We start from the raw sequence: 25,238 nt of genomic DNA, 5'->3' as shown, positions 1-25,238 counted from the left end.
TCACCATTCTATTAATTTATTTTGCCAGTCAACATAGCTCACCGTGCCATCTGGGTGGCTATTTGCGATGATGCCGCTAAGTTGATGTGCCACAAATTCCGGCGTAAAAAGTTTTTCATCCGGGACATTGGCTTGAAAGGGTTTTGAAAGTGGCGTGTCAGTCGTGCCTGGATGGAACAAAATGAGCTTAATATTTTTTGCCCGACGCGCAAGCTCGACAGCCGCGGATTTAAACATCATATTAAGTGCAGCCTTTGAACTGCGATAGCTGTACCAGCCGCCCATCCGGTTGTCACTGATACTTCCAATCCGAGCAGAGAGAGCCGTAACTACGCATGGCTGCTTACCTTTTAAGGCTGGCAGTAAAGCTTGCAACCAAAGCATGGGGATCATGGTATTGATATTAAACAGCGCCATGCTGTATTTAAGATCAATGTCCTCAAGCTTTTTCTCTGGGAATGCATCAAACTCGTCATGGAGTATGCCATTAAAAATGGTGACGCTTTTAATCGTTAACTCTTGCTCGAGAATACGGCTCGCAACTTGTTGAATTTGTTCTTTAGAATAATCACACTGAAAATGCAGGTTATTGGCATGTAGAGCCGTTTTAGCTTGCCTAGACACCGTGATGATTTTTACGTCGGGGTTTTGTTCGGTTTGCGCTTGTATAAAGGCATCAGCGATCGCTGAACTTGCACCAATCACTATGATGGCGACGTTAGTCACGATTGCAATCTCCACTATTTTGTATACTGCACTGATTTGGGGCCATAAGTTTAGAAATTTTCATTCTGTGCCTTGCAAAAAACAAGTAAACGCCGTCTGCAATTGTTCGGATGATGGGTAATCTCAGTAATTTTATCCAGCGATGTTTGCCAACTTGACCCCAAGCCGCTGCGGTAACATCTAGTCCTACAATGAGTTTGCCTTGGCTATCATAACCGTGGAGTTTAGCCATAGCCGCTTCATGCTCTATCTCAGGAAACTCGGTAGAGAAGCGGTTATCGTGAATGTTCACTAAATCAATTTTATTGTGTTGATCGAAACGTTTAAGTTCATTCATTTCCCCTACACACAGCGGACAGTTACCATCGTAAAATACAATCATTCGTTCACTCGAATAATACTTATCTTTGTCATGTTATTACGTTAACGTCTTGAAAATAGATCGTTCGCAAATCAATTTATTCTCGGTATAGTGGAGTTCGAGTATCTTTTCATCAAGGAGATTGTATGACTGAGCAATACGCAAGCCTACGTAGTAATGTGAGCCTTTTGGGGCAAATGTTGGGGCAAATTATTCAACAAGCGCAGGGTCAAGAGACGCTAGACAAAGTTGAAGAAATTAGACACCTAGCAAAATCCTCGCGGAGCGGTAATGATTCAGATAGGCAAGCGCTGATTGACACCTTACGTAGCCTAAGCGATGAAGCGCTACTTCCCGTTGCTCGCTCATTTAATCATTTCTTAAACCTGGCGAATGTCGCAGAACAATTCCACACCATTTCAAAATCAGGTTCTCCAGACGGCGTGATGATCGAAGTCGATAAGGCGCTTGATGAATTGCAAAGTAAAGTCGATGCTGGCGCGCTGACACTCAATGAAGTTGCAGATGTAATAAGCAAACTAAAAATCGATTTGGTGCTAACCGCTCACCCGACGGAAGTAACACGCAGAACCATCATCAATAAACACGTTGAGCTGAGCGAATGTTTAAAAGTGCTTGAGGTGACCTCAGGTGAGGATCCTGTCTACGATGAGGTCATTGACCGCATTGAGCAGTTGATCTCACAAGCGTGGCACACAAGCGATATTAGAGAAAAGCGACCTACGCCACTGGATGAAGCAAAGTGGGGGTTCGCGGTTATCGAAAATAGTCTTTGGGAAGCCGTGCCTAAGTTTGTTCGGTATTTCAATGCCCAAGTGAAAACGCGATTAAACTTACAACTACCCGCCAACTTTAGTCCTATCCAGCTGACTTCTTGGATGGGTGGCGACAGAGACGGCAACCCGTTTGTTACTTCCCATGTGACGCAATCTGTGCTTGATCACGGCCGCTGGATGGCGCTTGACTTATATCGTCGCGATCTAGAAATCTTAGGCGCAGAGCTTTCGATGAGCAATGCATCCGCAAGCTTTATAGCGCGAGCGGACGGCAGTAATGAACCTTATCGTCATGTGCTAAAGCAAGTACGCGCTGAGGTAGAAGAAACCATTGCAGCATTGGAATATAAAATCAAAGGCACGCCTTCTCATTATCAGGACAAGATTAAACAGGTCTCACAGATAAGAGAGCCACTAGAGGCGTGTTATCGCTCGTTGGTTGATTGTCGCATGGCTAATATTGCCGATGGTTTATTGTTGGATGTATTAAGACGAATTGACTGTTTTGGCGTGTCTTTATGTAAGTTAGATATTCGCCAAGATTCCGCCAGACATACCGAAGTGTTTTCTGAATTAACGCGCTATTTGGGTCTTGGCGATTATGCCCAGTGGCAAGAAGCAGACAAGCAAGCTTTCTTATTAACTGAGCTAAGCTCGAGACGACCGCTACTGCCGCGTCATTGGCAACCTTCGTCCAATGTTCAAGAGGTGCTAGAGACATTTGCAACGATTGCGGATCAAGACCAAAATGCACTTGGCATTTACATTATCTCAATGGCGCAAAGTGCCTCAGATATTCTCGCCGTGCATTTATTACTCCAAGAAAGCGGATGTAAATTCAACTTACCGGTAGCCCCGCTATTTGAAACGCTGGATGATTTAAATAATGCACAATCAGTGATCAGTGGGTTATTTGAGAACACTTGGTATAAAGGCACGATTGGTGCCAAGCAATATGTCATGATCGGCTATTCCGACTCTGCAAAAGATGCAGGAATGATGGCGGCAGGATGGGCGCAGTATGATGCAATGGAAAAGCTGGTTAACCTTGCTGAAGCGAAGGGCATCGAGCTGGTGCTTTTCCATGGCCGCGGAGGCACGATTGGTCGTGGAGGTGCGCCTGCAGCACAAGCGCTGAGATCTCAGCCTCCTGGGTCGCTAAAAAGTGGCTTGCGAGTAACCGAGCAAGGCGAAATGATCCGCTTTAAATTTGGTTTACCCAAAGTCGCGATGCAAAGTCTATCTATTTATACCAGTGCGATTTTACAAAGTAATTTGTTGCCGCCCCCTCGACCCGAACCGAAATGGGTAGAGGTAATGGAGACGATTAGTGAAGCTTCCTGTAAAAAGTATCGCAGTATTGTTCGAGAGAATCCTGAGTTTGTTCCTTACTTTAGAATGGCAACGCCAGAACAAGAGCTGTCTAAATTACCGCTAGGCTCGAGGCCTTCTAAACGTAATCCAAACGGCGGAGTAGAGAGTTTGAGGGCTATTCCATGGATTTTCGCATGGAGTCAAAATCGCTTGATGTTGCCTGCTTGGCTGGGGGCAAAAGAAGGTCTTGAAGCTGCCGTAGAAACGTTTGGTAAAGACATGCTGCAAGAAATGAGCGCAAAGTGGCCATTTTTTAGAACCCGTTTAGAAATGCTCGAAATGGTATTCTGTAAAGCCGACCTTTGGCTCAGCGAGATGTATGATGCAAGTTTAGTTAGTGACGAGTATATAGGCCTAGGGGATGAGTTAAGAGACAACTTGCAACAGGCCATCGAGCTTATTCGCGGCCTTGCGCCAGAGTCATCGTTGTTGTCACAGCAACCTTGGATCAAAGAATCAATTGGGCTGAGAAACCCGTATACCGATCCTCTAAACTTGTTACAAATAGAACTGTTAAAGCGTGTGCGTGAAGAAACCAATCACGATTTGGAACTGGCACTTATGATCACGATGACAGGGATCGCGGCGGGAATGCGCAATACGGGTTAGTGCAACAATTTGAATAATCTATTTTTGTAAAATTTTACATTTATAAGCATAACAGCTACAAAACCAATCCCAATGGATTGGTTTTTTTATTTTGATTGGTTTTTTATTAGTATATTTATTGACAGTAATTCTCATTGATTTAAAATGCGCGGCTGGTTTAACCAGTCGTTTTATTTGTTTTATTCAAGAATTGTCGGTTGATGGGTCTACGATACATGCACAAAATTTCTACTAGCGTCACATTTGATGAGTGTAATGATCTGATTATGATGAAGATCAGAGGCATTGCGAATGCAAACGATGTGGTCTCGGCATACGAGAAAGCCAATCTATATGCAAAAAAGCATAATAGTAGCAAAGTATTAGTGGATGTGAGTGAACTTGAACACCGCTTTGCGGCGATTGATATTGTGAACATAATGCCAAAAGTTGCGCATAATATTGGCAATCTACACATCGCGCGCGTCGTTGGTTTTGAAGGTTATATGCATGACCTTTTTCTACAAAAAATTAAGCGTTTTAATATCAGCGCTGAAAACTTTGAGTGTTTTAAATCTGCAAGAGAATGGTTGAGTCGGCTGTAACTCTTGCGTAAACTATCCTGCCATAGATAAACATGACAACAATATGGCAAAGATAGAACCATCAATAAAAAGTGCGTTAACGCAATACGCCATTGCCCATCGTGGAATATTTAGTTATTCCCAGCTAGTACAATATCAAAACCGCTTTCACTTATCTCGCTCTGAGCTTGAGGCTGCTTTACTTGAAGTTGCGGCTGAGTTTGCAACGCCTCCGATTTCACAATTTTATGTTGGTGCCATTGCTTGGGATGATAAATCTCAACAAGCGTTTTTAGGCGCTAATTTAGAATTTTCGCATCAAGCGCTTTCTTTGGTTGTTCATGCCGAGCAAGCGGCAATTAACAATGCGTGGTTAAATGGTGCAACTGAAATCTCTAAAATGACGATCAATGCCGCGCCTTGCGGATTTTGTCGCCAATTTATGAATGAGCTAAGCACGGCAAAGGAGCTTGAAATTTTATTGCCAACAGGCAAAACCTCGTTGTGTGATTTGCTGCCGACTTCGTTTGGTCCGGACGATCTGGGCAACAGTGAAAAACTCTTTTCTCAAGTGCAACATCTTGCTGCGAATGAAACATCGCCTGCATCAATCAGTGCGGCGCTTTATCAGCATTATCTGCACGCTTATTGCCCCTACACACACAATCAAAGTGCGGTGGAAATTAAACTAGACACTGGCGAGTGCTTTTATGGGCGTTATGCTGAAAATGCGGCTTATAACCCAAGCTTATCGCCATTACAAAGTGCACTAAGTCAATTAGCGATGTCGGGTAAAGTATTATCTGGGGTAAATGTAGTAGGGATCACTTTGCTGGAAAAGCAGGGCAGTGCTAACCAGTTGCAAGTAAGCTTAGCAGTTTTAAAGGCATACAATGCCGAGCATTTGCTTACACATATAGAGATTGAGTAGTCACTCAATCTCTACGCTTAGCGCTATTATTTCGAAAGTAACAGTTCAGCTGCTTTTAATACTGCAGTGACGGCTTTCTTTTCAACAGCTTGATGGTCGACATTGGGGATTTCTTGGCGTGTTCTATTCACCAAAACGCCGGCAAGACAAGCTGCTTTCAATCCAAGTGCTGCACACATGGTAAACAACGTCGCAGACTCCATCTCATAGTTCATCACATTAAGCTTTTGCCATTCTGCACACGAACCTTGATACGCCTTTCTTACGTAGCCTGAATATGTGTCGTAGCGTTCTTGCCCTGGGTAGAAAGTATCGCTAGATGCAGTGATCCCAACGTGATGAGTAATGCCCAACGATTCACAAGCTTGTACCATTGCCGAAGTGGTGTGGAAATCAGAAACCGCAGGAAACTCGATAGGCGCAAAGTGCTGGCTTGCGCCATCTAAACGCACTGATGCCGTGCTCACCAAAATATCACCTTCATTGATATGTGGTTGAATAGCGCCAGTTGTACCTATGCGTAAAAAGGTAGTGATACCAAGCTGTGCTAGTTCTTCAACTGCGATTGACGTTGATGGGCCGCCTATACCTGTTGAACAAATTACCACAGGACTTTCATTTAAAAAGCCAAGGTAAATATGAAATTCGCGAGTTTGTGCTAAGCAGACAGGAGAATCGAGATATTCGGAGATGCGTTTTGAGCGCTCGGGATCACCCGGAACAATTGCCAGTGAAGCGCCTTGTAGGTCGGCTTTCGTAAGACCTAAGTGAAATACCTTTTCCATAGCAAACCTTAGTTATAATTAAAGCGTAATGTTTATAGTTAATGCCTATCAAGTACAGGACAGATGTCCTATTTAAGCGTGACGTGTTTAAATTATAGCAACCGAAGTAAGTAAATTATTTTTAAGTGGGGAAGTTGCATTAGTAGTACCGCTCTTGCGTGCTGCTACCGCTAATCAATCACCACATAAGGTACCTAAATCCATATAGGCAAGGCAAAAATTTTGCTATTTAGTTGTTCTTAATGAGAAATTTTTAACGAAGCTTATATGATATTTTGCCCTTCAAATTGGTTATAGAATTAATGTAGTTGCTATTATAGCTCGGGATAGCTTGCAGGATTGTCGATGTTCCACTAAACCTTAACATGAGAGCAACAATGAGGAATGGTTATGCCTGCTACACATTCTATAAATAAAGATAACGAATTTGCGCGTTGCTTTGAGTGCAACAAAGTCCCAACCATGGCGCCGTTTCACTGGCTCGCATTAGCGTTTAAAGATATTGCGAATGCGCCATTACTTAGCCTAGTGTATGGACTTATTTTTACCCTTATACCTGCTTTTATCATGTGGTTGGTGTACCAATCAGGTACTCACTTGGTAATTCTGCCTGCCGCTGTCGCCTTTGCGCTTATTGGGCCTGCTTTCGCTGCTGGCTTGTATGATGTCGCTTGGGAGTTGGAAAAGGGCCATAAACCAACATTATCTCACAGCCTTAAGTCAATGTTCCGTAATCCGGCTGGCGAGTGGGGGTTTGCGGTGTTACTGATGGTCATTATGATTGTTTGGATGCGCCTAGCTGCACTTATCCATGCATTATATCCAAATGTTCCGAATCCAACGTTTGAACAACTTTCGGCATTTTTAGCACTCGGCTCTATAGTGGGGGGCATTTTATTGGTGTGTGTATTTGCGATCTCAGCGTTTACCCCGCAAATAATGATGGAGCGCCGAGTGGATATTATGACTGCTGTAATAAGCTCAATGCATGCGGTGAAGGAAAATGTCGGCGCTATGGTGGTGTGGTGTGGGATCTTAGTGTTCATGGTGATACTTGGGTTTGCAACTGGAACGGCTGGCTTTATCGTTATCATGCCGCTACTTGCGTACGCAAGTTGGCATGGCTATATCGCTGTAATTAAAACAAAAGTGCCACGTCACTACGAATAACTAAACACCCTCTATGAATAAACAACCGCAGCTCCAACGCGCATAGTTGGTACTGCGGTTGACTTCCTATTTGAACCTGTTATATGTGCTGCAACAACGACCTAACGAACAGTCAATGTCTTCCGAAAACGAAGTTAGAAATCGAGAAAACCTTTTGATTTATAAGTTTTTTTATTTCTAATTTATCGTTTTTACTCATTTCAAGCCAATCGTATTTTGAGCGTGACGCAAAATATAAAGCGTAATAGGGAAGATTTTTCTGGGTCGCATGATTATGCATATAAGAGGGGATAGCGATGTCTGAGAGCAAAAAACAATTCCATAAAAAACTTGAGCACTGTTTATGCCCACCGGGTGATGGTGTGTTTACTGTAAACACAGCGAAAGAAAGAAAAGACGCGCTAAGACAAAAGCTATATGGACAAACAGAAGGTGTTGATACTTTATGGAAAGCGTCACTGGAAAAATTGGGCGAAAGTGAACATAAAGCGGCAATTCTTGGGATCAGTTCGGATTGTGGCGGTGGTATTTTACGCGGCGCTAACTGGGGTCCACTCTTTTTGCGTTCGACATTAATAGAGCAACAGCCGCAAACGAGCGCGTTTGACCTTGGCGATGTGCGTGTTATTCCACATTTACTACACGACAAATATTTAAACGAGAGCACGATCAGTAATTGTCAAAAGGCACTTTATGCTGACCCTGAGAGTGAGTATTACGTCTCACCATTATCTATTACAGAAGATGTGTGTGATGGCTTTTACGAAAATTACCCAGACAAAGGCGTGTTTGGCATTGGTGGTGATCACTCAATCAGCTACCCGTTAACAAAAGCGTATCTTAAAGCAAAGCGTGCTCGTGGTGTAAAAACAGCGATTATCCATTTTGATGCTCACACGGATTTACTTGTTGAGCGCTTAGGTATCGATTTATGCTTTGGCTCTTGGTGTACGCATATCCTAGAGTTTTTACCTGCACCCCATCACTTAGTACAATTTGGGATCCGCTCGAGTGGCAAACCTAAGTCTCATTGGGAGTCTACATTCGGTGTTAAGCAGCATTGGGCTCATGAGATCAGAGAGCGTGGTGCACAAGCGATTGTAGATGAAGTTATTGCACAGCTAAAGGCTGACGGTGTTGAAGAGCTTTATGTTAGCTTTGACATTGACGCACTTGATGAAGAGTTTGCTTCTGCAACGGGTACTCCAGAGGCAGGCGGTATGACTCCAGACGAAGCGATGTTAATTCTACAAGCGCTGCGTGGTGAATTTAAAATCACAGGTGCAGACATGATGGAAATTGCCCCATTTACCGATAGCTCTCTTGTTGGACAAACGAGCTCAGAAACCACGCTTAAAGAAGGTGCTAAGCTGAGTGCATTTTTGATTGATGCTATCAACAATAGCTAAAGTAATTATGTAGCTCTGTGATAGGCAGGGGCATCCTTGCCTATCACTCATTCACTTCGATAAGTTACCCATAATTCCCATCCACAAGAAGCCATTCTATCTCTTTAAAAATTGCTCAACCTTTAAGTTAAGACTATATTATTCAAGTAGCTAAGGGGAGAGTTTCATGAAGGGTGCGCGCTCTTTTGGTCTTTGTATTTTGCTGATGAGTTTCAGTGCGCTTGCCTATACGCTAAATATAGTCACTGAGAACTTTCCTGATTTCCAATACCTTAATGAAAAAGGAGAACTAATTGGGCGTTCAGCGGATAAAGTCAGGGCGGTGCTTGATGACTCTGGCATTGATTACACCATCAACGTACTTTCATGGCCTGCAGCCTATAATGCTGCATTAAGAAAAGAAGATACCTGTGTGTTTTCAACAGCCAGAAATACCATCCGCGAAAATGAGTTTACTTGGGTATTTCCCATTGACACTTTTACCACCTCTTTTTATGCGCTACGTGAAAGCAAAATCAAGCTGAATAAACTAGAAGATGCGCAAGCTTATCGAACAGCGGTGATCCGAGATAATTTTAGCCACCAATTTTTAATGGAACATGGTTTTCAAGAAGGGAAGCAGCTGATCCTGATTAATTCTTTTGATAAGGTTTTTGAGCTACTCAAGACGCGCAAAGACTTTGTTGATTTGGTGATATTAAGTGATGCCCAGTTTAGGTTTCGAAGTGCAAAAGAGCAAACGGCTCAATTACTTGAGCCGGTATATACATTAAATCAGTTTAATACGTCTCTTTATCTAGCCTGTAATAAAAATGTTCCCAAGCACATTCTTGATAAGCTTCAGGAAACTTACAACGTGCTTTATGTAGCCAAATAAACTTAGAGAAAACGGGTTATTTTTTTATATCTGGCCACTGAAAGCCGTGGAAGGTATCTAGATACAGTTGCTCCACTTTGGTTCTTGCCCAAGGTGTGCGACGCAAAAACTTGAGGCTAGATTTAACGCTTGGATTATCTTTGAAGCAGTTGATATCTACGGCGGCTGCCATTTCTTTCCAGCCTAGCTGCTGTTCAAGTTTTACAATAATTTCTTCTAACTTGATACCGTGAAGGGGGTTATTTGCTTGGGTCGTCATCTTCTACTTCTATATAACTTTAGATATTACGCTTAGTTTACCCTAATTTTATCCGAAATTTCAGGTCTAATTGGTGCACCAGACGCGTCAGCCTTTACCCACACAAGTTTGCCATTGTCTTCGTTGTACTTTTTCGTTGCACAGACAAACAGCATGTCAAACTGTAGCAATAGTGCGCCTTCGCTATAAGACTGTCCTTCATACCAACAGACTTGCTTTGGTATTTCTCCATATAACCTCAAATCAGCGGGCGTTGTCGCCAAAACAGGCAGTGAGATCAAATTAACAGTGATTAAACAAATTAAAAACTTCATCAAATTTGGTTTTTTGAACTAGAGTGTTAAATGACTATAGAAGAATAAGGAAAAATGACAATGGCATTAGACCAAAAATTGTTGGATGAGTTGACCTTACTAGCTAGATTTCCAAGACATAGTTTGCATCAGGGGATAAAAATTCATAGCAGTGCGCCTGAAGGTATACAAGGTGCCGCGATGCGGCTATTTGAAAAAGGGGTCATTGACAGCCCCGATGGGGGTTATTTGACTGATCTTGGTCACGACCTTATTGGCCATTTTGATCATGTCTATAGCGCGTTGAAATAACAAACGTTCGTTTGATTGAAAGAGTGATATGCTTAGCATGTCACTCTTTTTAGTTGGCTTATCGTTTACTAGCCTTATTGTGCGTCTAATTGATTTTCAGGCGCTGCATCAGAAAACGCATCAAGCGTATTACAATATTCGTACACTCGACTGATCTTAGGAAATGCAGTCATATCTACTTTAAAGCGCAGGGCATTAAACACTTGTGGTACTAAACAAACATCCGCAAGTGTGGGCTCCGTGCCAAAGCAAAATTGACCGTCGCCTATCATAGGCTCGAGCTTTTTAAAGCCTTCGATAACCCAGTGGCGATACCACTCATTTTTTTGCTCATCAGATGCACCTAGCTCACTTGAGAGATATTTAAGCACACGCAGGTTATCAATAGGGTGGATATCACAGGCTATGGCGTAGCAAAAGTTTCTTACCTGCGCTTTTTGCCAAGGATCTTGTGGTAGCAATGCTTGGCCTGTTTGGGTTTCTTCTAGCCACTCCAATATTGCTAAAGATTGTGCAAGAACGCCATGCTCAGTTTCAAGAGCCGGTAGTAACCCTTGACCGTTTTTACTTAAATATGCCTCGCCGCTTTGCTCCGATTTAAGCAGGTTTACTGGGACTAACTCGTGGTCTAATCCTTTAAGATTTAAAGCAATACGCACACGATAGGCTGCAGATGAGCGAAAATAAGTATAGAGTTTCAACATAATCTTTATGCTCCTTTAAAGTACTTTTTAATGCCTTTCCAGCAATCAGCATAGTTAGGCTGACGCGCTTTGCCTTCTAAAGCATACTTAGTTGGAGAGATAATGTAACGTGACTCAAACATAAACGCGAGTGTGTTTTCATAGCGCTGTGGTGCAAGCTCTGCATTACTCGCCTTTTCAAATACATCCGCTTCTGGTCCATGTGGAGACATACAGTTGTGTAGACTCATGCCACCGGGAACAAAACCATGTTCTTTGGCGTCGTATACCCCTTCAATTAAGCCCATAAACTCACTCATGATATTACGGTGATAATAAGGCGGACGGAATGTATTTTCTGCCACCATCCAGCGCGGTGGGAAGATCACAAAGTCTACGTTTGCAACACCAGGTGTGCCTGATGGAGAAGTCAGTACAGTAAAGATTGACGGATCTGGATGATCAAAGCTTACGGTGTTCATTACGTTAAATCGTGCTAAATCATATTTGTATGGGGCGCTATTACCTGTCCATGCAACCACATCAAGCGGTGAGTGGCCAATCTCAGAGCGGAACAGATTACCATTAAACTTTGCAACGAGTTCAAAATCGCCTTCTTTGTCTTCAAAGGCGGCAACGGGGTATTGAAAGTCACGTTCGTTGGTATAGCCATTCGCACCAACGGGGCCTCGTTCAGGCAATATGTAAGGGTGTCCGTAGTTTTCACAAATATAACCACGCACCGTATCGCTTAAAAGCTCTACACTGAATTTGATACCACGAGGGATAACGGCAATCTCACCTGGTTTAATTGCGAGTTTTCCACACTCAGTGTGTAAAATGAGTTCACCTTGCTGCGGGACGAACAGCAACTCGCCATCCGCATTATAGAAATAACGACCTTCCATTGATGCGTTAGCAACGTAAACATGAATACCAATCCCGCTTTGGCCATTGGCACTGCCGTTAGCTGCCATCGTCACTAAGCCATCGATAAAATCTGTTTTTTCTTGTGGTATATCGATAGGGTTCCAGCGCAACATGGAAGGGGGAGTAACGGCTTCAGTTATTGGTGCCGTGCGCAATAGGCCATTATCCATCGCTTCATATTCACCTTGTAAAACAGAAGGGCGAATACGGTAGAACCAATTTCGACGATTATCAGCACGAGGCGCTGTAAAAGCGGTGGTGTTATATTGCTCTGCATAAAGATCGTATTTTACTTTTTGCGGTGAAAATTGACCAATAGGTAAAGCGCCCGGCAGCGCTTCACTTTCAAATTGATTACCAAATCCAGTTAAATATTGAAGTTCTTGGCTCATGTGTCTCGACTCCTTTGTGTTTTATAGTAAGATACTCTCATGTGAGAGTATTTTCAATATTTGTCATCTAGTCGCTCTGTAAAGTTATAGTGACAGTTGGGAGTGTGAAATAATGTCTAAAGATAATGAAAAGTTGCTGAATATAAACGAATTTTTGCCGTATCAACTCGTTTCACTGTCAACAAAAGTGAGCAACGACTTTGCGCACGTCTATGAACAAAAGGGAGAATTAACGCAGCCACAATGGCGTGTGTTATCTCATGCAATACAGAAGGAGGGGAGTACCGCAAAGCACATTTGCGAACTGGCAAGCATGGATAAATCAACCGTTTCAAGAGCAATTAAGCAGTTACAAGACCGAGAATTGATAGAGATGTTAGTGAGTCCAAGTGATAAACGTGCAAAAACTATTGCAGTGACAGAACAAGGGAGAGCGCTTTATCAAATGTTAACGCCGCTTGCATTGGCATGGGAAACTGAGCTACTTAGTTGTTTTAGTGATGAGCAGAAAGAAAAGTTCGTACAACTACTGAAATTACTACAGTCCGCAGTAGATGAAAAAGAGCTTGAACACTCGCTTAGAACAAGCTCTATATAGTAAAGTACCGCCGAATGTTATCTCGTACGGTCTTCTGTACATGATATTATAGTCATATAGATCATGTAGAGCATGGATATTTCAAATGCGCTGCTTTTTAGTGAATGATTGGATAGAGAGATGATTAAAAAATCAATAGCTATGCATAACATCGTGACTACAAAGCCGATAAAAGCTTTACGTTTTAACATAATTTATCCCTTATCATATTGATAATCCTTTCATTTTAACATTTAGTATGGTTGCTTCTTCAGAAGCAATGACTTGTCCTGTTTCTATTATATTTAATATCAGGAATTTATAAAGGTTAATTAATTAGAAAATAATATTAAGCTGGATTAAATATAAAAAAGGCCAACTTTCGCTGGCCTTTGGGAGATTATCTAATTACGTGGTAGATATTAGAAGTTGTAGCGTACGCCGATCTTGATGCGGTAAGTTGAGTCTTCTGCTTCAAACTTATAGTCGCTAGTAATCGGTGCGCCGATGATGTACTTACCAGTCGCAGGGTCGATATCCATATTTAGCGTATTACGAGTGCCAAAGTCTTGCGTATAAACTTTACCAGCTGAAGAATCAATCAGGTTTAGTAAGTTGTTCACTACGAAGTAAACTTCACCTTTATGATCTTTGGTGAAACCTGGAAGTTCCTGAGAAACATACAGATCCATAGTCGTTGTCCAAGGTGATGTAGCCGCGCTACGGTCAACGAAGCCACCCGCATAGCCAGACAGACCTAAGCTCTCATAATGAGCAAGTACTTCTGCTTCAGTTGTACCTTCGTAACGAAGTACGTTTGCATCGTTTGCCGTTGGAACATAAGCTAGGTAGTTACCGCCGAACGTTGAGCCAAAGCCTGAAGGCTGAATTAAGTCTTGATTGAAGAAGCGACCACCAGTTAGGTTTTGCCATCTTGTTAGGTGGCTGTATGCTGAACCTGAACGGCGTTCAAAGAATAGGTTGAAATTCGTTTTATAGTTTTCAATGAACTCTGTTGAATAGCCAAGGTTTAGGACAAAACGGTGCTCAGTTTCATAAGAAGAAGTACCGATTTGTGTTTCTTGGTGATCCAAGAAGTGACCGTAGCGGTAGTTACTACGACCAGTTGAAGAGCCGCCTGGGTTACCTTCAGTGATATCTTGGTGAGTATAAGACATATCAAACTTGAAGCCATTATCCCACGTTTTAGAAAGACCAGTACTTAGGATAATTGAACGACCGTTTTTATCTGCGTTCGTTAGCATAATCTCAAGTTCACGGGTGTCGTAGAATGGTAATGCACCATCAGCAGTAGAACCTACTACATCGCCTTCCTGAAGAAGTGCAGCATTTACCCATTCAGCGGTATTTTCTTTATCTGTGAAGATTGCAGTTGTAGTCCATGCGAATCCGTCACCAAGGCCTGGGATGTCAAGTGTTACATCCGCATTTAGCATATAAGTCCATTGTGATGGAATGTCGAAGTTAGGATCGATAAAGTTCGAAACTGAACCACGATTCGCATTGTTAATACCTTCGATAGCTTCTGGCGGAATAGTATTTAGGATATTTGCTGGAGCAGTAACATCACTAGCAGAGAAGTTTTGACGACTGAAGCCATCGTTTGAGTAAGAGTTTGAGATCCAAACGTTAGGGTTACCACCTGCATAACGACCTACGCTACCACGGATAGTTACGTCTTCGTTCATGTAGTAAGTGAAACCTGCACGAGGCAACCAAATGTCAGCGCCATCTAGGTTATAAGTGTTATCAAAACCCGTTCTGTCCAATACGTCTTGGTTGAACGCTGGTTTGTCGTCAGAGCCTAAACGCTCGTAACGAAGACCAAAGCTAAACGCTAGTTCATCGCTGAAGTCCCAACGGTCGTTCACGTATAGTGCAAGGTCTTTACGTTTGAATGCCGCTGCAACTGCATCAGGGTTATTGCCGATACCGTTGCTATATGTGTATCTTGAAATTTGGCGTGCAGCAAAGTCTTCTAGGCTGTTAAATGTGATAACGCCCTTAGAACCATCTAGATAAAGGTTTTCAACGTCTAGAATGTCATACTTGATACCGAACTCTAGTGTATGTTCGTCAAGTAGGTAAGTACCGTCAAACTTGAATGTTGTTAGGTCGTTTTCTAGTGAGTTTGAGTGGCGGCTAGCATCTGAACCAAAGCTGATGTCACCTGTAACACCATCACCATCTACGTCGATGTTGCTGATGCTGATATCACCTAAACCAAGTGCGCTATCAAGTGAAATCTGACCAGTTTCAACAGATTTGCTTGTGATACTGATTTGCGTTGAGAAATCATCTGTCCAGTCAGAGTATAGTGTTGAGCTGAAGTTATTTAGTTTCTCAGATTTATTGTACCAATAAGTGCTTAGGTGTAGATCATCAGCATCATCAGTCATGTTGTTTGTGCGGTTACCTTCATTGAACATGTAGATAAAGTTTGCACGATGATAGTCGTTGATGTTCCAATCTAGTTTGATGATGTATTTTTCATCTTCTAGTTGTGGTTGAGTGTCTGCACCACCGATGTTATCAACACCATATACTTCAGAAGCAATTTTGCGTACTTCTGCTAAGTCGTTTTGTGTGATTTTTGTCTCGTTAGCGCCAATACCAGAACCTGCAGGGCCCCACTCAATTGACTGAGGAGATTCATACTTTTCGTAAGCACCGAAGAAGAATAGTTTGTTTTCGATAAGAGGCGCACCGATTGAGAAGCCATAGTTCTCTTCTTCAAACTCTAGTGGAACTTCTTTACCATTGTTTTTTGGAGTACCTGCCCAGCTGTCAGTCATTTTCTCATAGAAAACGCTACCAGTGATTTCGTTAGTACCAGACTTAAATACCGCGTCAACGTTACCACCAGTAAAGCCGCTTGATTTAGCATTTGTTGGTGCTACTTGAACGGTTACTTGGTCAAGTGCGTCTAGAGGGAATGGGTTACGCTGTGTTGGGTAACCACCAGAGTTAAGACCGAAGTCATCGTTTAGCGGAATACCATCAACAGTAATAGAGTTTGTACGCGGGTTTGAGCCTGCGATTGTCATTGAGCTGTCGCTACCAGGTTGGATAACAACTAGCGGGTTATTTCTTACTACGTCTTTAATATCACGGTTGATACTAGGCGTGCTCTTGATTGCATCTGCACCGTAATAAGTGTCGTTTGCAGAGGAGTTAAATAGTACTGGAGTACCAGTAACTACGATAGACTCCATTTGCAATTCGCTTAGCTGCTGGTCGATCTTTTGTGCTTCACCTAGTGATAGGTAAACGTTACGCAGCTCAGCGTCACGGAATTTGTTTGAGTCGATAGTGATGGTATATGGACCACCAACGCGAAGACCTGATGCGTTGTACGTACCAGTGTCATTCGTTGTAACAACGCGGCGTGTACCTGTCGGTTCGTGAACGATGATAATCTTAGTGTCTGCAGCTGGATTACCTTGAGGTCCTACAATCTGTCCTTTGATAGACGAAGATGTATCTGCCGCAACCGCCATGCCACTCATGCCTAAACTTGCAGCGATAGCAAGCGTAAGTGCATTTTTGCGAAGTTGGATTTTCATTATGTTGTTTCCCGTGTTAGTAGGTTATTTTAAACTAATGGTTAACTGTTATTTTATTTGCTGACTTCAATGATGAAACCAGCGGTTTAGAATTAGGATCATAAATTTGGTTTAATAGGCCAGCTAATCTAATGCCACCTTGTTGCAGCCTAAATTTAATTGTTGGCATATATTTATAAATGTAACCGTAACTTATTTCAGTTTCATTGCTGTTATAAACTTTTTCAGCAATATTATTTGACTCAAGCAACCAATCCGCTGGCGAGCTGTCTAAGTATTCAGCAATTATTTCATTATTTGTGGTTTGAATAAAACGTGTAAACTCGGTAAATGAAAGATTCTCATTTTCGATTAATTTGGTGTCCCAAGTGCTGTGTAAGTTTGAATCACTGCCAAAAAATTTTACTTTAATCATGTTACCGCCACGGTCTTTGCCGCGACCTGCGTGAAACGGTTGATGACTGTCACCTACAAGGTGAACCAGGAAACGGAATGCAAAACGCTTTTCATCAATTGATTTGGATTCTGATTTTAGCGTATTGATGGAATAGTAGATGCCATCTAGGATGTGTTTTACTTTTTCTTTGTCATTCAAATCGGCATGAACGTGCTCATGCATTGCTTTTGGGTTGTCGATGTTGATGTAATGCCACTTCGAAGATTGTTTACGCCAAAACGTGCCTGGATCCGAACGCATCTCATCAGCCCAAGTTGAAATTTCAGCCAGAGAGTCACCTTCTAATAAAGGTTGAATCGCAACGCGAGTCTGCTCGGTTAAATGTGCCTCAGCCAATTCGCCAATGATCCTATGACCATTTTGACCCCAGGCGTGTGCACTTGACGTCGTTATAGTCATCCCTACAGCGAAAAGTAATGACAAGCTTTTACGTAACATTTGTATCTCTTGTAGAAAAGGGAACAATCTTCCCAACCGAAAAGTGAGGCCAATTGTCCGTATTTTTCAACAAAATAAAAGGACTCAATAAGATTCATAATTTCTTGTCAATAAAGCAATGAATTCAACTGGTTACGAGTTATTGGTAAAATTACCTATTGCAATGAGTAAAGAAAATTGATCTAATAGCGGTCAAGAAAGGATAGGTTATTCCAATTAGTGATATATAGTAACATTTTGACTGGTAAATCAACAATTGTATCTTTGTTGTTTATAAGCGCATTATTGTGCTGGATTTTAGGGGCTCGGTTAATATCGGCAAAGCCTCTAACTCTTGATCCCGTCGTCCAGTATTCAAATACCTGCAAAACACGTTCAGTGTCTAATATCAACACGTTAAAAATACATGTTCCGATTAAAAGTCTCGCGTTAGACGTATTAGTTAGAGCGTGTGAAGATGAAGTGGTCACTAGGCAATATGGGCAAGTGAAAGTGTATTGGGGCGGAAGTCTCGCTGAGCAAATAGAGTTTCTTGCGAAGGGGATCGCCGATCTTATTTTAACGAAAGACAACATCATGTCGGCTTTGATGGCCGAATCAACGCATAGTTATAAGCCTGTTATCGGTTATCCGGCTTATTCCGCCTTTTTTATCTCAAATACAGAAAAACCTAAACTATCTAAATCGTATTTCTTAGATAAAAAAATAGGTTTGCTTGACTATCCAACAAGTCGCTCTGGCCACATATTACCAAAAAGTGCGTTTAAAGAGTTAGATATCGATATTAATGCGCTCGATATTACCTATTTAAGCTCGCATCAAGCGCTCCGCGATCGGTTAGCTGCTGGCGAAGTTGATATTATAGCTTCTTATTGGTCCGAAGAAGATGAGCAGCGGTTTTCAAAGAATTACATTACGCCAATTGCAAATAATGTTAGTGGCAGTAAATGGTATTTAAAAATGAACAACAATAACACTGACTTAGCTTGTGCAATGCAGGGAATTATTAACCAGGTGGCTCAATTAAGAACATCTAGTTACTTTGATAAGGTAGATAGATACTGGCAATGTGAAGCCTTACCTTATGGCTTTATCGGAGAAGAAGATGGAAGTTAGCCAGCGTAATATATCCGTTTTTATTGCTTTGGCACTGTTATTTAGCGGCATTTTCTACATTTCTCAAAGTATTGAAACTAAGCGGGTTTTGAAGCAACAAAAAGAAGCGGTTGCGCTTCGTGTTGCTATTGATATGAATCGTTTACCTGTCGCAGATCCTTTTTTACATTATGCAGGTAATGAAACTGAGTTAAGAGAATATATAAACTCACTCAATACAGTGTTAGACGCCCAAGATGCCCGTTTAACTGTTCTTGACATTAATACGTCTGGAGCAGGTCAGGGTGAAAAAAGTGAAGTACTAACATTATCTGCGCCGCACAGAAACTTCTATGTCGCGGTCTCATTAGATGATACTAAACCTAAATCAGCCTATATTTTTCCACTGATTATGGCATTTATCGGCGTAGCAGTGTTCAACTGGGTGAGAAGAAAAGGTATTGAGGCGAAGGTAAGTTCAAACCAAGCGCTAGAAAAGTTACCGGAATTTAAGCTTGTTATTGATTTGTATTCAAAAACAGTAACGACGAATAGAGACAAACTAGTAAGTGTCCAGCTTGCCAACAAACCATTATGCTTCTATTTAGCGCTTGTTGAGTTTTGCGATGTAAATCCCGATACTGTTCTCAATCAAAACAAAGAGATGCCAAAGGAGTTGTTGGATCTCGCTGATAAATACTTTTACCGTTTAGTTGAGCTTGGGCATACCATTAGAAAACGACCGAACTTTACTAATAGTTTAGAAAAAACATTAAGTGAAATTAGAGCTGCACTAGATGAGGTATTAGACGCATGCCCAGAGAAAAAGGTGCTGTTTTATCCTCCGAAGGCGCATGGAGAAGGGTCTCGTTCTAAATTACATAGCTACGGACTGAGTGGAGTGAAAAAGTCAGATATTGATATTATTGGTAAATAGAATGAATGCATATAAAGCGGTGCATCACACCGCTTTATATGAGGTGCCTTTTTATAAATCCACGGCCTTTATAGGGCTATTCTTTTGGAAGTAATCTTTGAGGACCTGTGCATCAGTTAGGTCGGTAGCGGTATATTCTGGAAGATGATTAATCTTTGGATAACCGTCACCACCAGATGCATTATAACTATTCACACTCATGCGGTAGGTCTTACCGTCAGTCAATGGCTCGCCCGCTATACGAACATTGGTTACCTTATCGTTCTTGATATCAAACGTAATATGGTGGAACTGTAAGTAAGCACCAGAGTCAGGTGGGAACTTGGCGACAATGTTTAAGTAGTTAATTAGGTCGTTGGCCTTCCAGTCTATATAAGTAATGCGATTTTTAAATGGATGAACTTTCAGCACATCTTTGTAGCTGACATCACCTTGCTCTATGCTATCTCTGATCCCGCCGCCGCTGATAATGCCAAAGTCTGCTTCGACAGCTGCCATTTGCGCGTTAATGATAAGATCTGCGAGGTTGCTTTGCTTGAATCTCACTGTACTGCGACGGCCATCTAAGAAACTATCAACGTATCCCACAGCACCAGCTATTTGCGCTTGCCCTTTTTCTTGGAAAGGTGTTAAAAAAGCGAGCATTTGAGGATCTTCTTGAATAGTTTCACCAATCACAGAACCAGCTTTATTTTTTAAGTTTACTGGGATTAAGTTATAGCTAATCAAGGTTTTTGTATCACCATCAACCCTAAATACGGCTTTACCCACATACTTACCCCACTCATGTGCTTGCATAATCCAAACACCATTTTGATTATCAGGCTTACATGTTTTGCCAGGAGCAAAAGCTGTGTCCTCGTTACCATTGTCGTCAACACAGACCGGTTCTTGAGAATGTCCACCGACTATCAAATCAAGCATACCTTTAGGAAGTCGGCGCGCAAGCGTTACATCACCGGGTGCATTGATACCATGATTAGCACCGTGATAGTGGCCCATATGTGTAACAGCAATCATTACATCTGGGTGGTATTTGGCTTTGATCTTAGGAACCCAGTTTTCTGTGGCTGCTAAAGGCTCAATAAAAGTAAGGCCATGAACATGCTTTGGGTTGGCAATTTTAACAGTATCAATTGTCGTAAGTCCAAGGACAGCAATGGTTAATCCTGCACGCTCAATAATTGTGTAAGGCTCGTATGCTGGCATTTGATTTGTATTATCAAGAATATTTGCTGACAGTACTGGGAAGCTTGCCCACTCAATTTGTTTGGCTAGTACATCTCGAGTGTTGTCAAATTCATGGTTACCAATCGCCATGGCATCGTAACCGAGTTTACGCATTCCCTTAAAATCAGGTTCGGCAAACTGTAAATCAGATTCTGGTACACCCGTGTTTATATCGCCTCCAGAAAGCAATATAACGGCATGTCCCGCTTTTTCGGCATCACTCTTTAATTGATCAATTAAGGTTTTTCTGGCAGCCATACCATATTCACCTTTTTCATTTTGCCAAAAACGACCATGATTATCGTTGGTGTGTAATACGGTTAGGTATTCTGCTTGTTGCGACTGCTTAGGAGAAGAAAAGTGGCATGCTGATAATAGCAAAGCCGTTGAAAGAATAAGTAAGTTGCGCATAATTTAGAAGCTATTTGATAAATTATGCGCGTATTCTAGAACATTATAATTATTTTAATAGTGCTAACACTCAAAATTGCTATATTTTCTGGTGTTTTGTGCCACCGCAGATACTCTTCTGTCCAGTTCAAACTTAGCTAACTCACATTTTGCATGGTCTGTTTCTATCATCCAGTTTAAAAAGCTCGCTGGCAGCGTGGAGTATGGCTCTCCAGCATGAAGTCCAAAATCGCAGATATCATTATCCTGTTTCATCTATGTGCCCCTGTTGTTCTTTTTGCCATCGCCATGCTAACAAATTGGCTCAGAGATTAAAGAACAATTAGCTAAAACGGATGGCATTTTTATTATTTTTAGTTATATAAGTGTTAAAAGTAATGTGATCCACTGCAACACAATGAAGGCACATCCTGCAAGGTAGAGGCGAAAACGCGTTCGAATATGATTACTACCGATATGAACATAGGCATGCGCAATACGATTAATTACAAACAGTAGGGCGAAGATGCTGAACCACAACGTAACAAGTTTCATTGCGAGTGCGGCAAGAGAAACCACAAAAAACAACACGGGAATTTCGAACTGATTAGTAAAATTTCTGGATGCCAGAATGACTTCTTCGGGCGCGTTGTCGAGCGCCATGGTTTTGAATTGATCAAACTGGATCTGTTTTTCTCGTGCAGCTTTAAATCGACGTTTCCCCATAATGACCATGATGACTAAGGTCAGTAGAGTTTGTAAAAATAGCGCGGCGAGCAGTAAATAAATGGATGTCGGCATAGATTCCTCAGTTTACGAAGTGTTACAAAACAAAAAATTTCTATATTGCAAAAGCTTAGTCGAATGACGATGATAGTCTGGTTCCAAAAAGTAATTATCACAATAATGGATTGTTTTATGAAAAAGCTATTCGCAATTAGCACACTTACCTTAGCAGTTTTGACTGGATGTGGTACAACTTCTTCACTTAATCATTCAGACACGACTGAGAATCTTCTTTCAGAGCAACTGGTTGTAAGTCCTAATGATGATAGACAATATCAAACGTTAACCTTGGAAAATGGCATTGAAGTCATTTTGGTATCAGATCCATCTGTATCGAAGTCAGCGGCAGCGCTGAGTGTTGGCGTTGGTCTACTACACGATCCTATGTCTCAGCAAGGGATGGCGCACTATCTTGAACATATGCTATTCCTTGGTACAGAAAAGTATCCAGATAGCAAAGGTTATTCTGAGTTCATGACCAAAAACGGTGGTGCACACAATGCTTACACTTGGTTGGATATTACTAATTATATGTTCAAAGTGAACAACGATGCCTATGATGAGGCGTTAGACAGGTTCTCCGACTTCTTTAAATCTCCAAAGCTTTACCCTGAGTACACAGAAAAAGAAAAAAATGCAGTAAACGCAGAGTGGTCTATGCGTCGTGAAATGGACTTTTTTGGTCAATTTAAACTTGCACGAAACATGATGGGAGAGCATCCAGCTAATCGCTTTCTTATTGGTAACCTAGAAACGTTAGGTGATAAAGAAGGTAGCAAACTACATCAAGAGACCGTTGCTTTTTATGATAAGTACTACTCTGCGAATATCATGAAGTTAGCCATGATTTCTAACGAGCCGATTGAGCGGATGGTGGCAAAAGCGAAAAAGCATTTCACGACAATCAAGAATAAAAACATCGAGAAGCCAGGGGTTAAGCAATCGCTTAACTTCGATAACGTTGGGCAGAAGTTGGTCCACTACAAACCAAATGAAGACGTAAAGACGCTACAACTTGATTTCACTATCAAAAACAACGCAAGCGCGTTTGCGGTTAAACCGAACTATTTCATTACATACCTTCTAAGTAATGAAATGGCGGGTAGCCCAGCTCAAGTACTAAAAGATAAAGGCTTAATCTCATCGTTAAGCGCATTCGCGACACCAAATAGTTATGGCAACTATGGAACATTGCAGATTGATATTCAGTTAACCGATGAGGGCTTAAAGCAACGCGAGTTAATTACAGGTACGGTACTTGATTATATCGATATGATCCGTGAAAAAGGAGTCGATAGCCGTTACTTCAAGGAAATCCAAACGTCGCTAAATAATCAATTTAGGTTTTTAGAAAAAGGCGATGAGTTTGGTTACGTCAGTAACCTCGCGGATAGCATGCAGCATTACCCAATGAACCACGCTATCAATGCGAGCTACTACTATGCGCAGTTTGATGCTGATGCTGTTAATGCTGTCTTGAAGCAATTAACGCCTGAGCAAATGCGGGTATGGTATATCAGTAAAGATGAACCTACTGATGCAAAACTACACTTCTATGATGGTGAATATCAGATTGTAGACTTAAAGCGTAGCGATTTTGATAAATGGAAAGAAGAGGCAAATTTCGATTTAGCACTTCCTAGTGTAAATACCTTGCTACCTGAAAACTTCGCACTGAAAACATCTGCGGATGATGCGAAAAAGGGCGTTCAGAAGGTTATTGATGCTGATGGCGTAACGGTTTGGCATGCTGCGAGTGAGCGTTTCTACCAACAGCCTAAAGGTAGTCTGAAAATCTACGTCAATAACCCTAGTGCATTAAAAGACATCAAAACTGAGGTTGCACTGTCGATTTGGGCTGATTTATACCGTTTGGATAAAGCAAAGTTAATGACAGAAGCGAGCATAGCGGGTATGCATCTTGGGCTGACTCCTGCAAATGGGATAATGCTAGATATTTCAGGTTTTACTGATAAGCAAGCTTTATTAATAAAGGATGCGCTCTCTGGTGTTCGTGTAGAAACGAATAAGCGAGCATTTGACCAAGCCATTGATCGTTACGTACGCGGCATTAAAAACCAAGAAAAAGAATTCCCATTCAGACAAGCTTTCGGTGTTTATCAAAAACTTATCCGTTCAGGAAGTTATGATGACTCCGCATTGATATCAGCAGCTAAATCTTTGACTCTGGCAGACTTAGATAAAGTGCAGAATCAAATTCTGACGAATAACCAAGTTCGTGTTTTTGCCTATGGCAACTACGACAAAGCCGATTTGCAAACAGTAAAAGAGACGCTTGATAATGCGCTGCCTAAACGCCAAAAAGTGACCGAGTACGCACGTGCTAAATATTGGCAACCAGAGCAAAAGCAGACACTGGTATGGCAACAAGACATTGATGTTGCCGATGTTGCTGTGATCGATTTTGCAGTGCACCCAATCAAAGGCTATGCGCAAAAGGCGGCGGCGATGGTGCTTCAAGGGCACTTAAGGACGGCGGCGTTTGAACGTCTGAGAACCGAAGAGCAGCTAGCGTATGCGGTTGGCGCAACGAGTGTCGCTATTGACGAATATTCAGCGCTAGGCTTCTATATTCAAACACCGGTAAAAGATGCTAAAAGCATGCAAGCTCGCTTTGACGCGTATAAAGATGAATACGCTAAAGACTTAGCCACGTTAGATGGGGCAACGTTTGAGCAGTTAAAAAATGCAGTGTTAGTCTCATTAACCGAAGAGCCAAAAAACCTTTCTGAAGAACTACAACCATTAATAGGCGATTGGTTCAAAGAAAATATGGCGTTTGATTCCGAAGCTAAGTTAATCGCTGCAGTTAAAGCGGTCACATTAGAAGATATTAAAGCGTACTATCAGCAAACTGTAATGAACACCGATGCTGCTAGATTAAATATTCAATTACGCGGTGCTAAGTTCCAAGCTGAGCCGTTTGCAGATTTACCGAAGCAAACTAAACTAGACTCAGTTGAGCAAATGTATAAAAACGTGAAATTCCAACAGTAACCAGTCGGTATTTCAGTAGTAATGAAAAGCTGGGCAAATTCGTTTCCCAGCTTTTTTATTCGCTTATGTAAATGCTAAAGTTCCCATGGAAGTTAATTAACCTGAGCTGCGGATAATTAATGCCTTTCTAGCAGCTAGTTTTAGCGCTAACTGCGTTGAATTCACTTCCAATAGCCAGCTATTGGTGCGTAAATTCGCCTTGCCTACAGGATGTAGGTACCTTAGCGAGAGCAGGACGCGGAAGCGGTGTTT

Annotated in this window: 23 protein-coding genes; 11 read left to right on the top strand and 12 right to left on the bottom strand. The window is 41.8% G+C overall.

Annotated elements, in window-relative coordinates; translation table 11 throughout:
• The gene (locus GSF04_RS01055; protein WP_211857157.1) at positions 1 to 726 is read right to left on the bottom strand and encodes an SDR family NAD(P)-dependent oxidoreductase; all 726 of its coding nucleotides are present in this window, start codon (positions 724 to 726) and stop codon (positions 1 to 3) included.
• Positions 719 to 1,108: a DUF393 domain-containing protein gene (locus GSF04_RS01050; protein WP_211857155.1), complete on the bottom strand. Its 390-nt coding sequence runs from the start codon at positions 1,106 to 1,108 to the stop codon at positions 719 to 721. The genes GSF04_RS01055 and GSF04_RS01050 overlap by 8 nt, the downstream gene beginning before the upstream one ends.
• A 125-nt stretch (positions 1,109 to 1,233) precedes the next feature.
• On the opposite strand from GSF04_RS01050, the gene ppc reads away from it, so the two are divergent.
• The 3 genes from ppc to cdd all read left to right on the top strand — a co-directional run bounded on the left by ppc (position 1,234) and on the right by cdd (position 5,361).
• A complete protein-coding gene (gene ppc, locus GSF04_RS01045; protein ID WP_193522268.1) occupies positions 1,234 to 3,867 on the top strand; it encodes a phosphoenolpyruvate carboxylase in 2,634 nt (877 codons plus the stop codon).
• Positions 3,868 to 4,133: 266 nt separating this feature from the next.
• On the top strand, positions 4,134 to 4,451 hold the full coding sequence (locus GSF04_RS01040) for a hypothetical protein (RefSeq protein WP_223192100.1): 318 nt from the start codon (positions 4,134 to 4,136) through the stop codon (positions 4,449 to 4,451).
• 43 nt (positions 4,452 to 4,494) lie between these two features.
• A complete protein-coding gene (gene cdd, locus GSF04_RS01035) occupies positions 4,495 to 5,361 on the top strand; it encodes a cytidine deaminase (protein ID WP_211857153.1) in 867 nt (288 codons plus the stop codon).
• A 26-nt stretch (positions 5,362 to 5,387) separates the two neighbouring features.
• On the opposite strand, the gene udp is transcribed toward cdd, so the two are convergent.
• A complete protein-coding gene (udp, locus tag GSF04_RS01030; RefSeq protein ID WP_039495050.1) occupies positions 5,388 to 6,146 on the bottom strand; it encodes a uridine phosphorylase in 759 nt (252 codons plus the stop codon).
• 390 nt (positions 6,147 to 6,536) lie between these two features.
• Between udp and GSF04_RS01025 the strand changes: the two genes are divergently transcribed.
• The 3 genes from GSF04_RS01025 to GSF04_RS01015 all read left to right on the top strand — a co-directional run bounded on the left by GSF04_RS01025 (position 6,537) and on the right by GSF04_RS01015 (position 9,602).
• Positions 6,537 to 7,316, top strand: coding sequence for a DUF2189 domain-containing protein (locus GSF04_RS01025; protein ID WP_069019308.1), 780 nt, complete (start codon positions 6,537 to 6,539; stop codon positions 7,314 to 7,316).
• Between the two features lie 296 nt (positions 7,317 to 7,612).
• Positions 7,613 to 8,725: an arginase family protein gene (locus tag GSF04_RS01020; protein ID WP_045990324.1), complete on the top strand. Its 1,113-nt coding sequence runs from the start codon at positions 7,613 to 7,615 to the stop codon at positions 8,723 to 8,725.
• 166 nt (positions 8,726 to 8,891) lie between these two features.
• Entirely contained in the window at positions 8,892 to 9,602 is a 711-nt protein-coding gene (locus tag GSF04_RS01015) for a transporter substrate-binding domain-containing protein (RefSeq protein WP_211857151.1), read from the top strand.
• A gap of 16 nt (positions 9,603 to 9,618) precedes the next feature.
• On the opposite strand, the gene GSF04_RS01010 is transcribed toward GSF04_RS01015, so the two are convergent.
• Positions 9,619 to 9,861 carry a VF530 family protein gene (locus GSF04_RS01010; protein WP_017216709.1) on the bottom strand — a complete coding sequence of 81 codons (243 nt, stop codon included), beginning with the start codon at positions 9,859 to 9,861 and terminating at the stop codon, positions 9,619 to 9,621.
• Positions 9,862 to 9,893: 32 nt separating this feature from the next.
• Positions 9,894 to 10,175 (bottom strand): DUF1496 domain-containing protein, encoded by a 282-nt coding sequence (locus tag GSF04_RS01005; protein ID WP_211857149.1) that lies wholly within the window; start codon positions 10,173 to 10,175, stop codon positions 9,894 to 9,896.
• Between the two features lie 60 nt (positions 10,176 to 10,235).
• Between GSF04_RS01005 and GSF04_RS01000 the strand changes: the two genes are divergently transcribed.
• Positions 10,236 to 10,466, top strand: a complete 231-nt coding sequence (locus GSF04_RS01000; RefSeq protein WP_010373121.1) for a TIGR02647 family protein — start codon at positions 10,236 to 10,238, stop codon at positions 10,464 to 10,466.
• 74 nt (positions 10,467 to 10,540) lie between these two features.
• On the opposite strand, the gene maiA is transcribed toward GSF04_RS01000, so the two are convergent.
• Together maiA and hmgA are read right to left on the bottom strand one after the other, a co-directional pair.
• Positions 10,541 to 11,167, bottom strand: a complete 627-nt coding sequence (gene maiA / locus GSF04_RS00995) for a maleylacetoacetate isomerase (RefSeq protein ID WP_211857458.1) — start codon at positions 11,165 to 11,167, stop codon at positions 10,541 to 10,543.
• An 8-nt stretch (positions 11,168 to 11,175) separates the two neighbouring features.
• Positions 11,176 to 12,471, bottom strand: a complete 1,296-nt coding sequence (hmgA, locus tag GSF04_RS00990; protein ID WP_010373117.1) for a homogentisate 1,2-dioxygenase — start codon at positions 12,469 to 12,471, stop codon at positions 11,176 to 11,178.
• A gap of 112 nt (positions 12,472 to 12,583) precedes the next feature.
• Here hmgA and GSF04_RS00985 point away from each other — a divergent pair, with 112 nt between their 5' ends.
• On the top strand, positions 12,584 to 13,069 hold the full coding sequence (locus GSF04_RS00985; protein ID WP_211857147.1) for a MarR family transcriptional regulator: 486 nt from the start codon (positions 12,584 to 12,586) through the stop codon (positions 13,067 to 13,069).
• A gap of 401 nt (positions 13,070 to 13,470) precedes the next feature.
• On the opposite strand, the gene GSF04_RS00980 is transcribed toward GSF04_RS00985, so the two are convergent.
• Both GSF04_RS00980 and GSF04_RS00975 read right to left on the bottom strand, forming a co-directional pair.
• On the bottom strand, positions 13,471 to 16,635 hold the full coding sequence (locus tag GSF04_RS00980; RefSeq protein ID WP_045990331.1) for a TonB-dependent receptor: 3,165 nt from the start codon (positions 16,633 to 16,635) through the stop codon (positions 13,471 to 13,473).
• Positions 16,636 to 16,669: 34 nt separating this feature from the next.
• Positions 16,670 to 17,530 (bottom strand): S1/P1 nuclease, encoded by an 861-nt coding sequence (locus GSF04_RS00975; RefSeq protein WP_039495059.1) that lies wholly within the window; start codon positions 17,528 to 17,530, stop codon positions 16,670 to 16,672.
• Between the two features lie 378 nt (positions 17,531 to 17,908).
• Between GSF04_RS00975 and GSF04_RS00970 the strand changes: the two genes are divergently transcribed.
• Together GSF04_RS00970 and GSF04_RS00965 are read left to right on the top strand one after the other, a co-directional pair.
• Positions 17,909 to 18,646: a PhnD/SsuA/transferrin family substrate-binding protein gene (locus GSF04_RS00970; RefSeq protein ID WP_239359039.1), complete on the top strand. Its 738-nt coding sequence runs from the start codon at positions 17,909 to 17,911 to the stop codon at positions 18,644 to 18,646.
• Complete coding sequence (locus GSF04_RS00965; protein ID WP_045990333.1) at positions 18,636 to 19,562, top strand: hypothetical protein; 927 nt, start codon at positions 18,636 to 18,638, stop codon at positions 19,560 to 19,562. Before GSF04_RS00970 ends, GSF04_RS00965 begins: the two co-directional genes overlap by 11 nt.
• Positions 19,563 to 19,613: 51 nt before the next feature.
• Here the strand turns inward: GSF04_RS00965 and ushA are convergent, their stop codons facing one another.
• From ushA to GSF04_RS00950, 3 genes are all read right to left on the bottom strand, one after another.
• Positions 19,614 to 21,203 carry a bifunctional UDP-sugar hydrolase/5'-nucleotidase UshA gene (gene ushA, locus GSF04_RS00960; protein ID WP_211857145.1) on the bottom strand — a complete coding sequence of 530 codons (1,590 nt, stop codon included), beginning with the start codon at positions 21,201 to 21,203 and terminating at the stop codon, positions 19,614 to 19,616.
• A 63-nt stretch (positions 21,204 to 21,266) separates the two neighbouring features.
• A complete protein-coding gene (locus GSF04_RS00955) occupies positions 21,267 to 21,458 on the bottom strand; it encodes a hypothetical protein (RefSeq protein ID WP_039495063.1) in 192 nt (63 codons plus the stop codon).
• Positions 21,459 to 21,560: 102 nt separating this feature from the next.
• Positions 21,561 to 21,983 (bottom strand): MAPEG family protein, encoded by a 423-nt coding sequence (locus GSF04_RS00950; RefSeq protein WP_211857143.1) that lies wholly within the window; start codon positions 21,981 to 21,983, stop codon positions 21,561 to 21,563.
• A 117-nt stretch (positions 21,984 to 22,100) separates the two neighbouring features.
• On the opposite strand from GSF04_RS00950, the gene GSF04_RS00945 reads away from it, so the two are divergent.
• Positions 22,101 to 24,986, top strand: coding sequence for an insulinase family protein (locus tag GSF04_RS00945; RefSeq protein ID WP_211857141.1), 2,886 nt, complete (start codon positions 22,101 to 22,103; stop codon positions 24,984 to 24,986).
• Positions 24,987 to 25,238 lie beyond the last annotated feature (252 nt).

This window comes from Pseudoalteromonas sp. A22, assembly GCF_018141345.1.
In the GTDB taxonomy this organism is placed as follows: Bacteria; Pseudomonadota; Gammaproteobacteria; order Enterobacterales; family Alteromonadaceae; genus Pseudoalteromonas; species Pseudoalteromonas maricaloris.
This window is presented reverse-complemented; position numbering and strand designations above follow the sequence as displayed.

Excerpts from the sequence above, each read along its gene's own strand:
- GSF04_RS01050 (WP_211857155.1), bottom strand. The coding sequence starts at position 1,108 with ATGATTGTATTTTACGATGGTAACTGTCCGCTGTGTGTAGGGGAAATG.
- ppc (WP_193522268.1), top strand. The coding sequence starts at position 1,234 with ATGACTGAGCAATACGCAAGCCTACGTAGTAATGTGAGCCTTTTGGGG.
- GSF04_RS01040 (WP_223192100.1), top strand. The coding sequence starts at position 4,134 with ATGATGAAGATCAGAGGCATTGCGAATGCAAACGATGTGGTCTCGGCA.
- cdd (WP_211857153.1), top strand. The coding sequence starts at position 4,495 with ATGGCAAAGATAGAACCATCAATAAAAAGTGCGTTAACGCAATACGCC.
- udp (WP_039495050.1), bottom strand. The coding sequence starts at position 6,146 with ATGGAAAAGGTATTTCACTTAGGTCTTACGAAAGCCGACCTACAAGGC.
- GSF04_RS01025 (WP_069019308.1), top strand. The coding sequence starts at position 6,537 with ATGCCTGCTACACATTCTATAAATAAAGATAACGAATTTGCGCGTTGC.
- GSF04_RS01020 (WP_045990324.1), top strand. The coding sequence starts at position 7,613 with ATGTCTGAGAGCAAAAAACAATTCCATAAAAAACTTGAGCACTGTTTA.
- GSF04_RS01015 (WP_211857151.1), top strand. The coding sequence starts at position 8,892 with ATGAAGGGTGCGCGCTCTTTTGGTCTTTGTATTTTGCTGATGAGTTTC.
- GSF04_RS01010 (WP_017216709.1), bottom strand. The coding sequence starts at position 9,861 with ATGACGACCCAAGCAAATAACCCCCTTCACGGTATCAAGTTAGAAGAA.
- GSF04_RS01005 (WP_211857149.1), bottom strand. The coding sequence starts at position 10,175 with ATGAAGTTTTTAATTTGTTTAATCACTGTTAATTTGATCTCACTGCCT.
- GSF04_RS01000 (WP_010373121.1), top strand. The coding sequence starts at position 10,236 with ATGGCATTAGACCAAAAATTGTTGGATGAGTTGACCTTACTAGCTAGA.
- hmgA (WP_010373117.1), bottom strand. The coding sequence starts at position 12,471 with ATGAGCCAAGAACTTCAATATTTAACTGGATTTGGTAATCAATTTGAA.
- GSF04_RS00985 (WP_211857147.1), top strand. The coding sequence starts at position 12,584 with ATGTCTAAAGATAATGAAAAGTTGCTGAATATAAACGAATTTTTGCCG.
- GSF04_RS00980 (WP_045990331.1), bottom strand. The coding sequence starts at position 16,635 with ATGAAAATCCAACTTCGCAAAAATGCACTTACGCTTGCTATCGCTGCA.
- GSF04_RS00975 (WP_039495059.1), bottom strand. The coding sequence starts at position 17,530 with ATGTTACGTAAAAGCTTGTCATTACTTTTCGCTGTAGGGATGACTATA.
- GSF04_RS00965 (WP_045990333.1), top strand. The coding sequence starts at position 18,636 with ATGGAAGTTAGCCAGCGTAATATATCCGTTTTTATTGCTTTGGCACTG.
- ushA (WP_211857145.1), bottom strand. The coding sequence starts at position 21,203 with ATGCGCAACTTACTTATTCTTTCAACGGCTTTGCTATTATCAGCATGC.
- GSF04_RS00955 (WP_039495063.1), bottom strand. The coding sequence starts at position 21,458 with ATGAAACAGGATAATGATATCTGCGATTTTGGACTTCATGCTGGAGAG.
- GSF04_RS00950 (WP_211857143.1), bottom strand. The coding sequence starts at position 21,983 with ATGCCGACATCCATTTATTTACTGCTCGCCGCGCTATTTTTACAAACT.
- GSF04_RS00945 (WP_211857141.1), top strand. The coding sequence starts at position 22,101 with ATGAAAAAGCTATTCGCAATTAGCACACTTACCTTAGCAGTTTTGACT.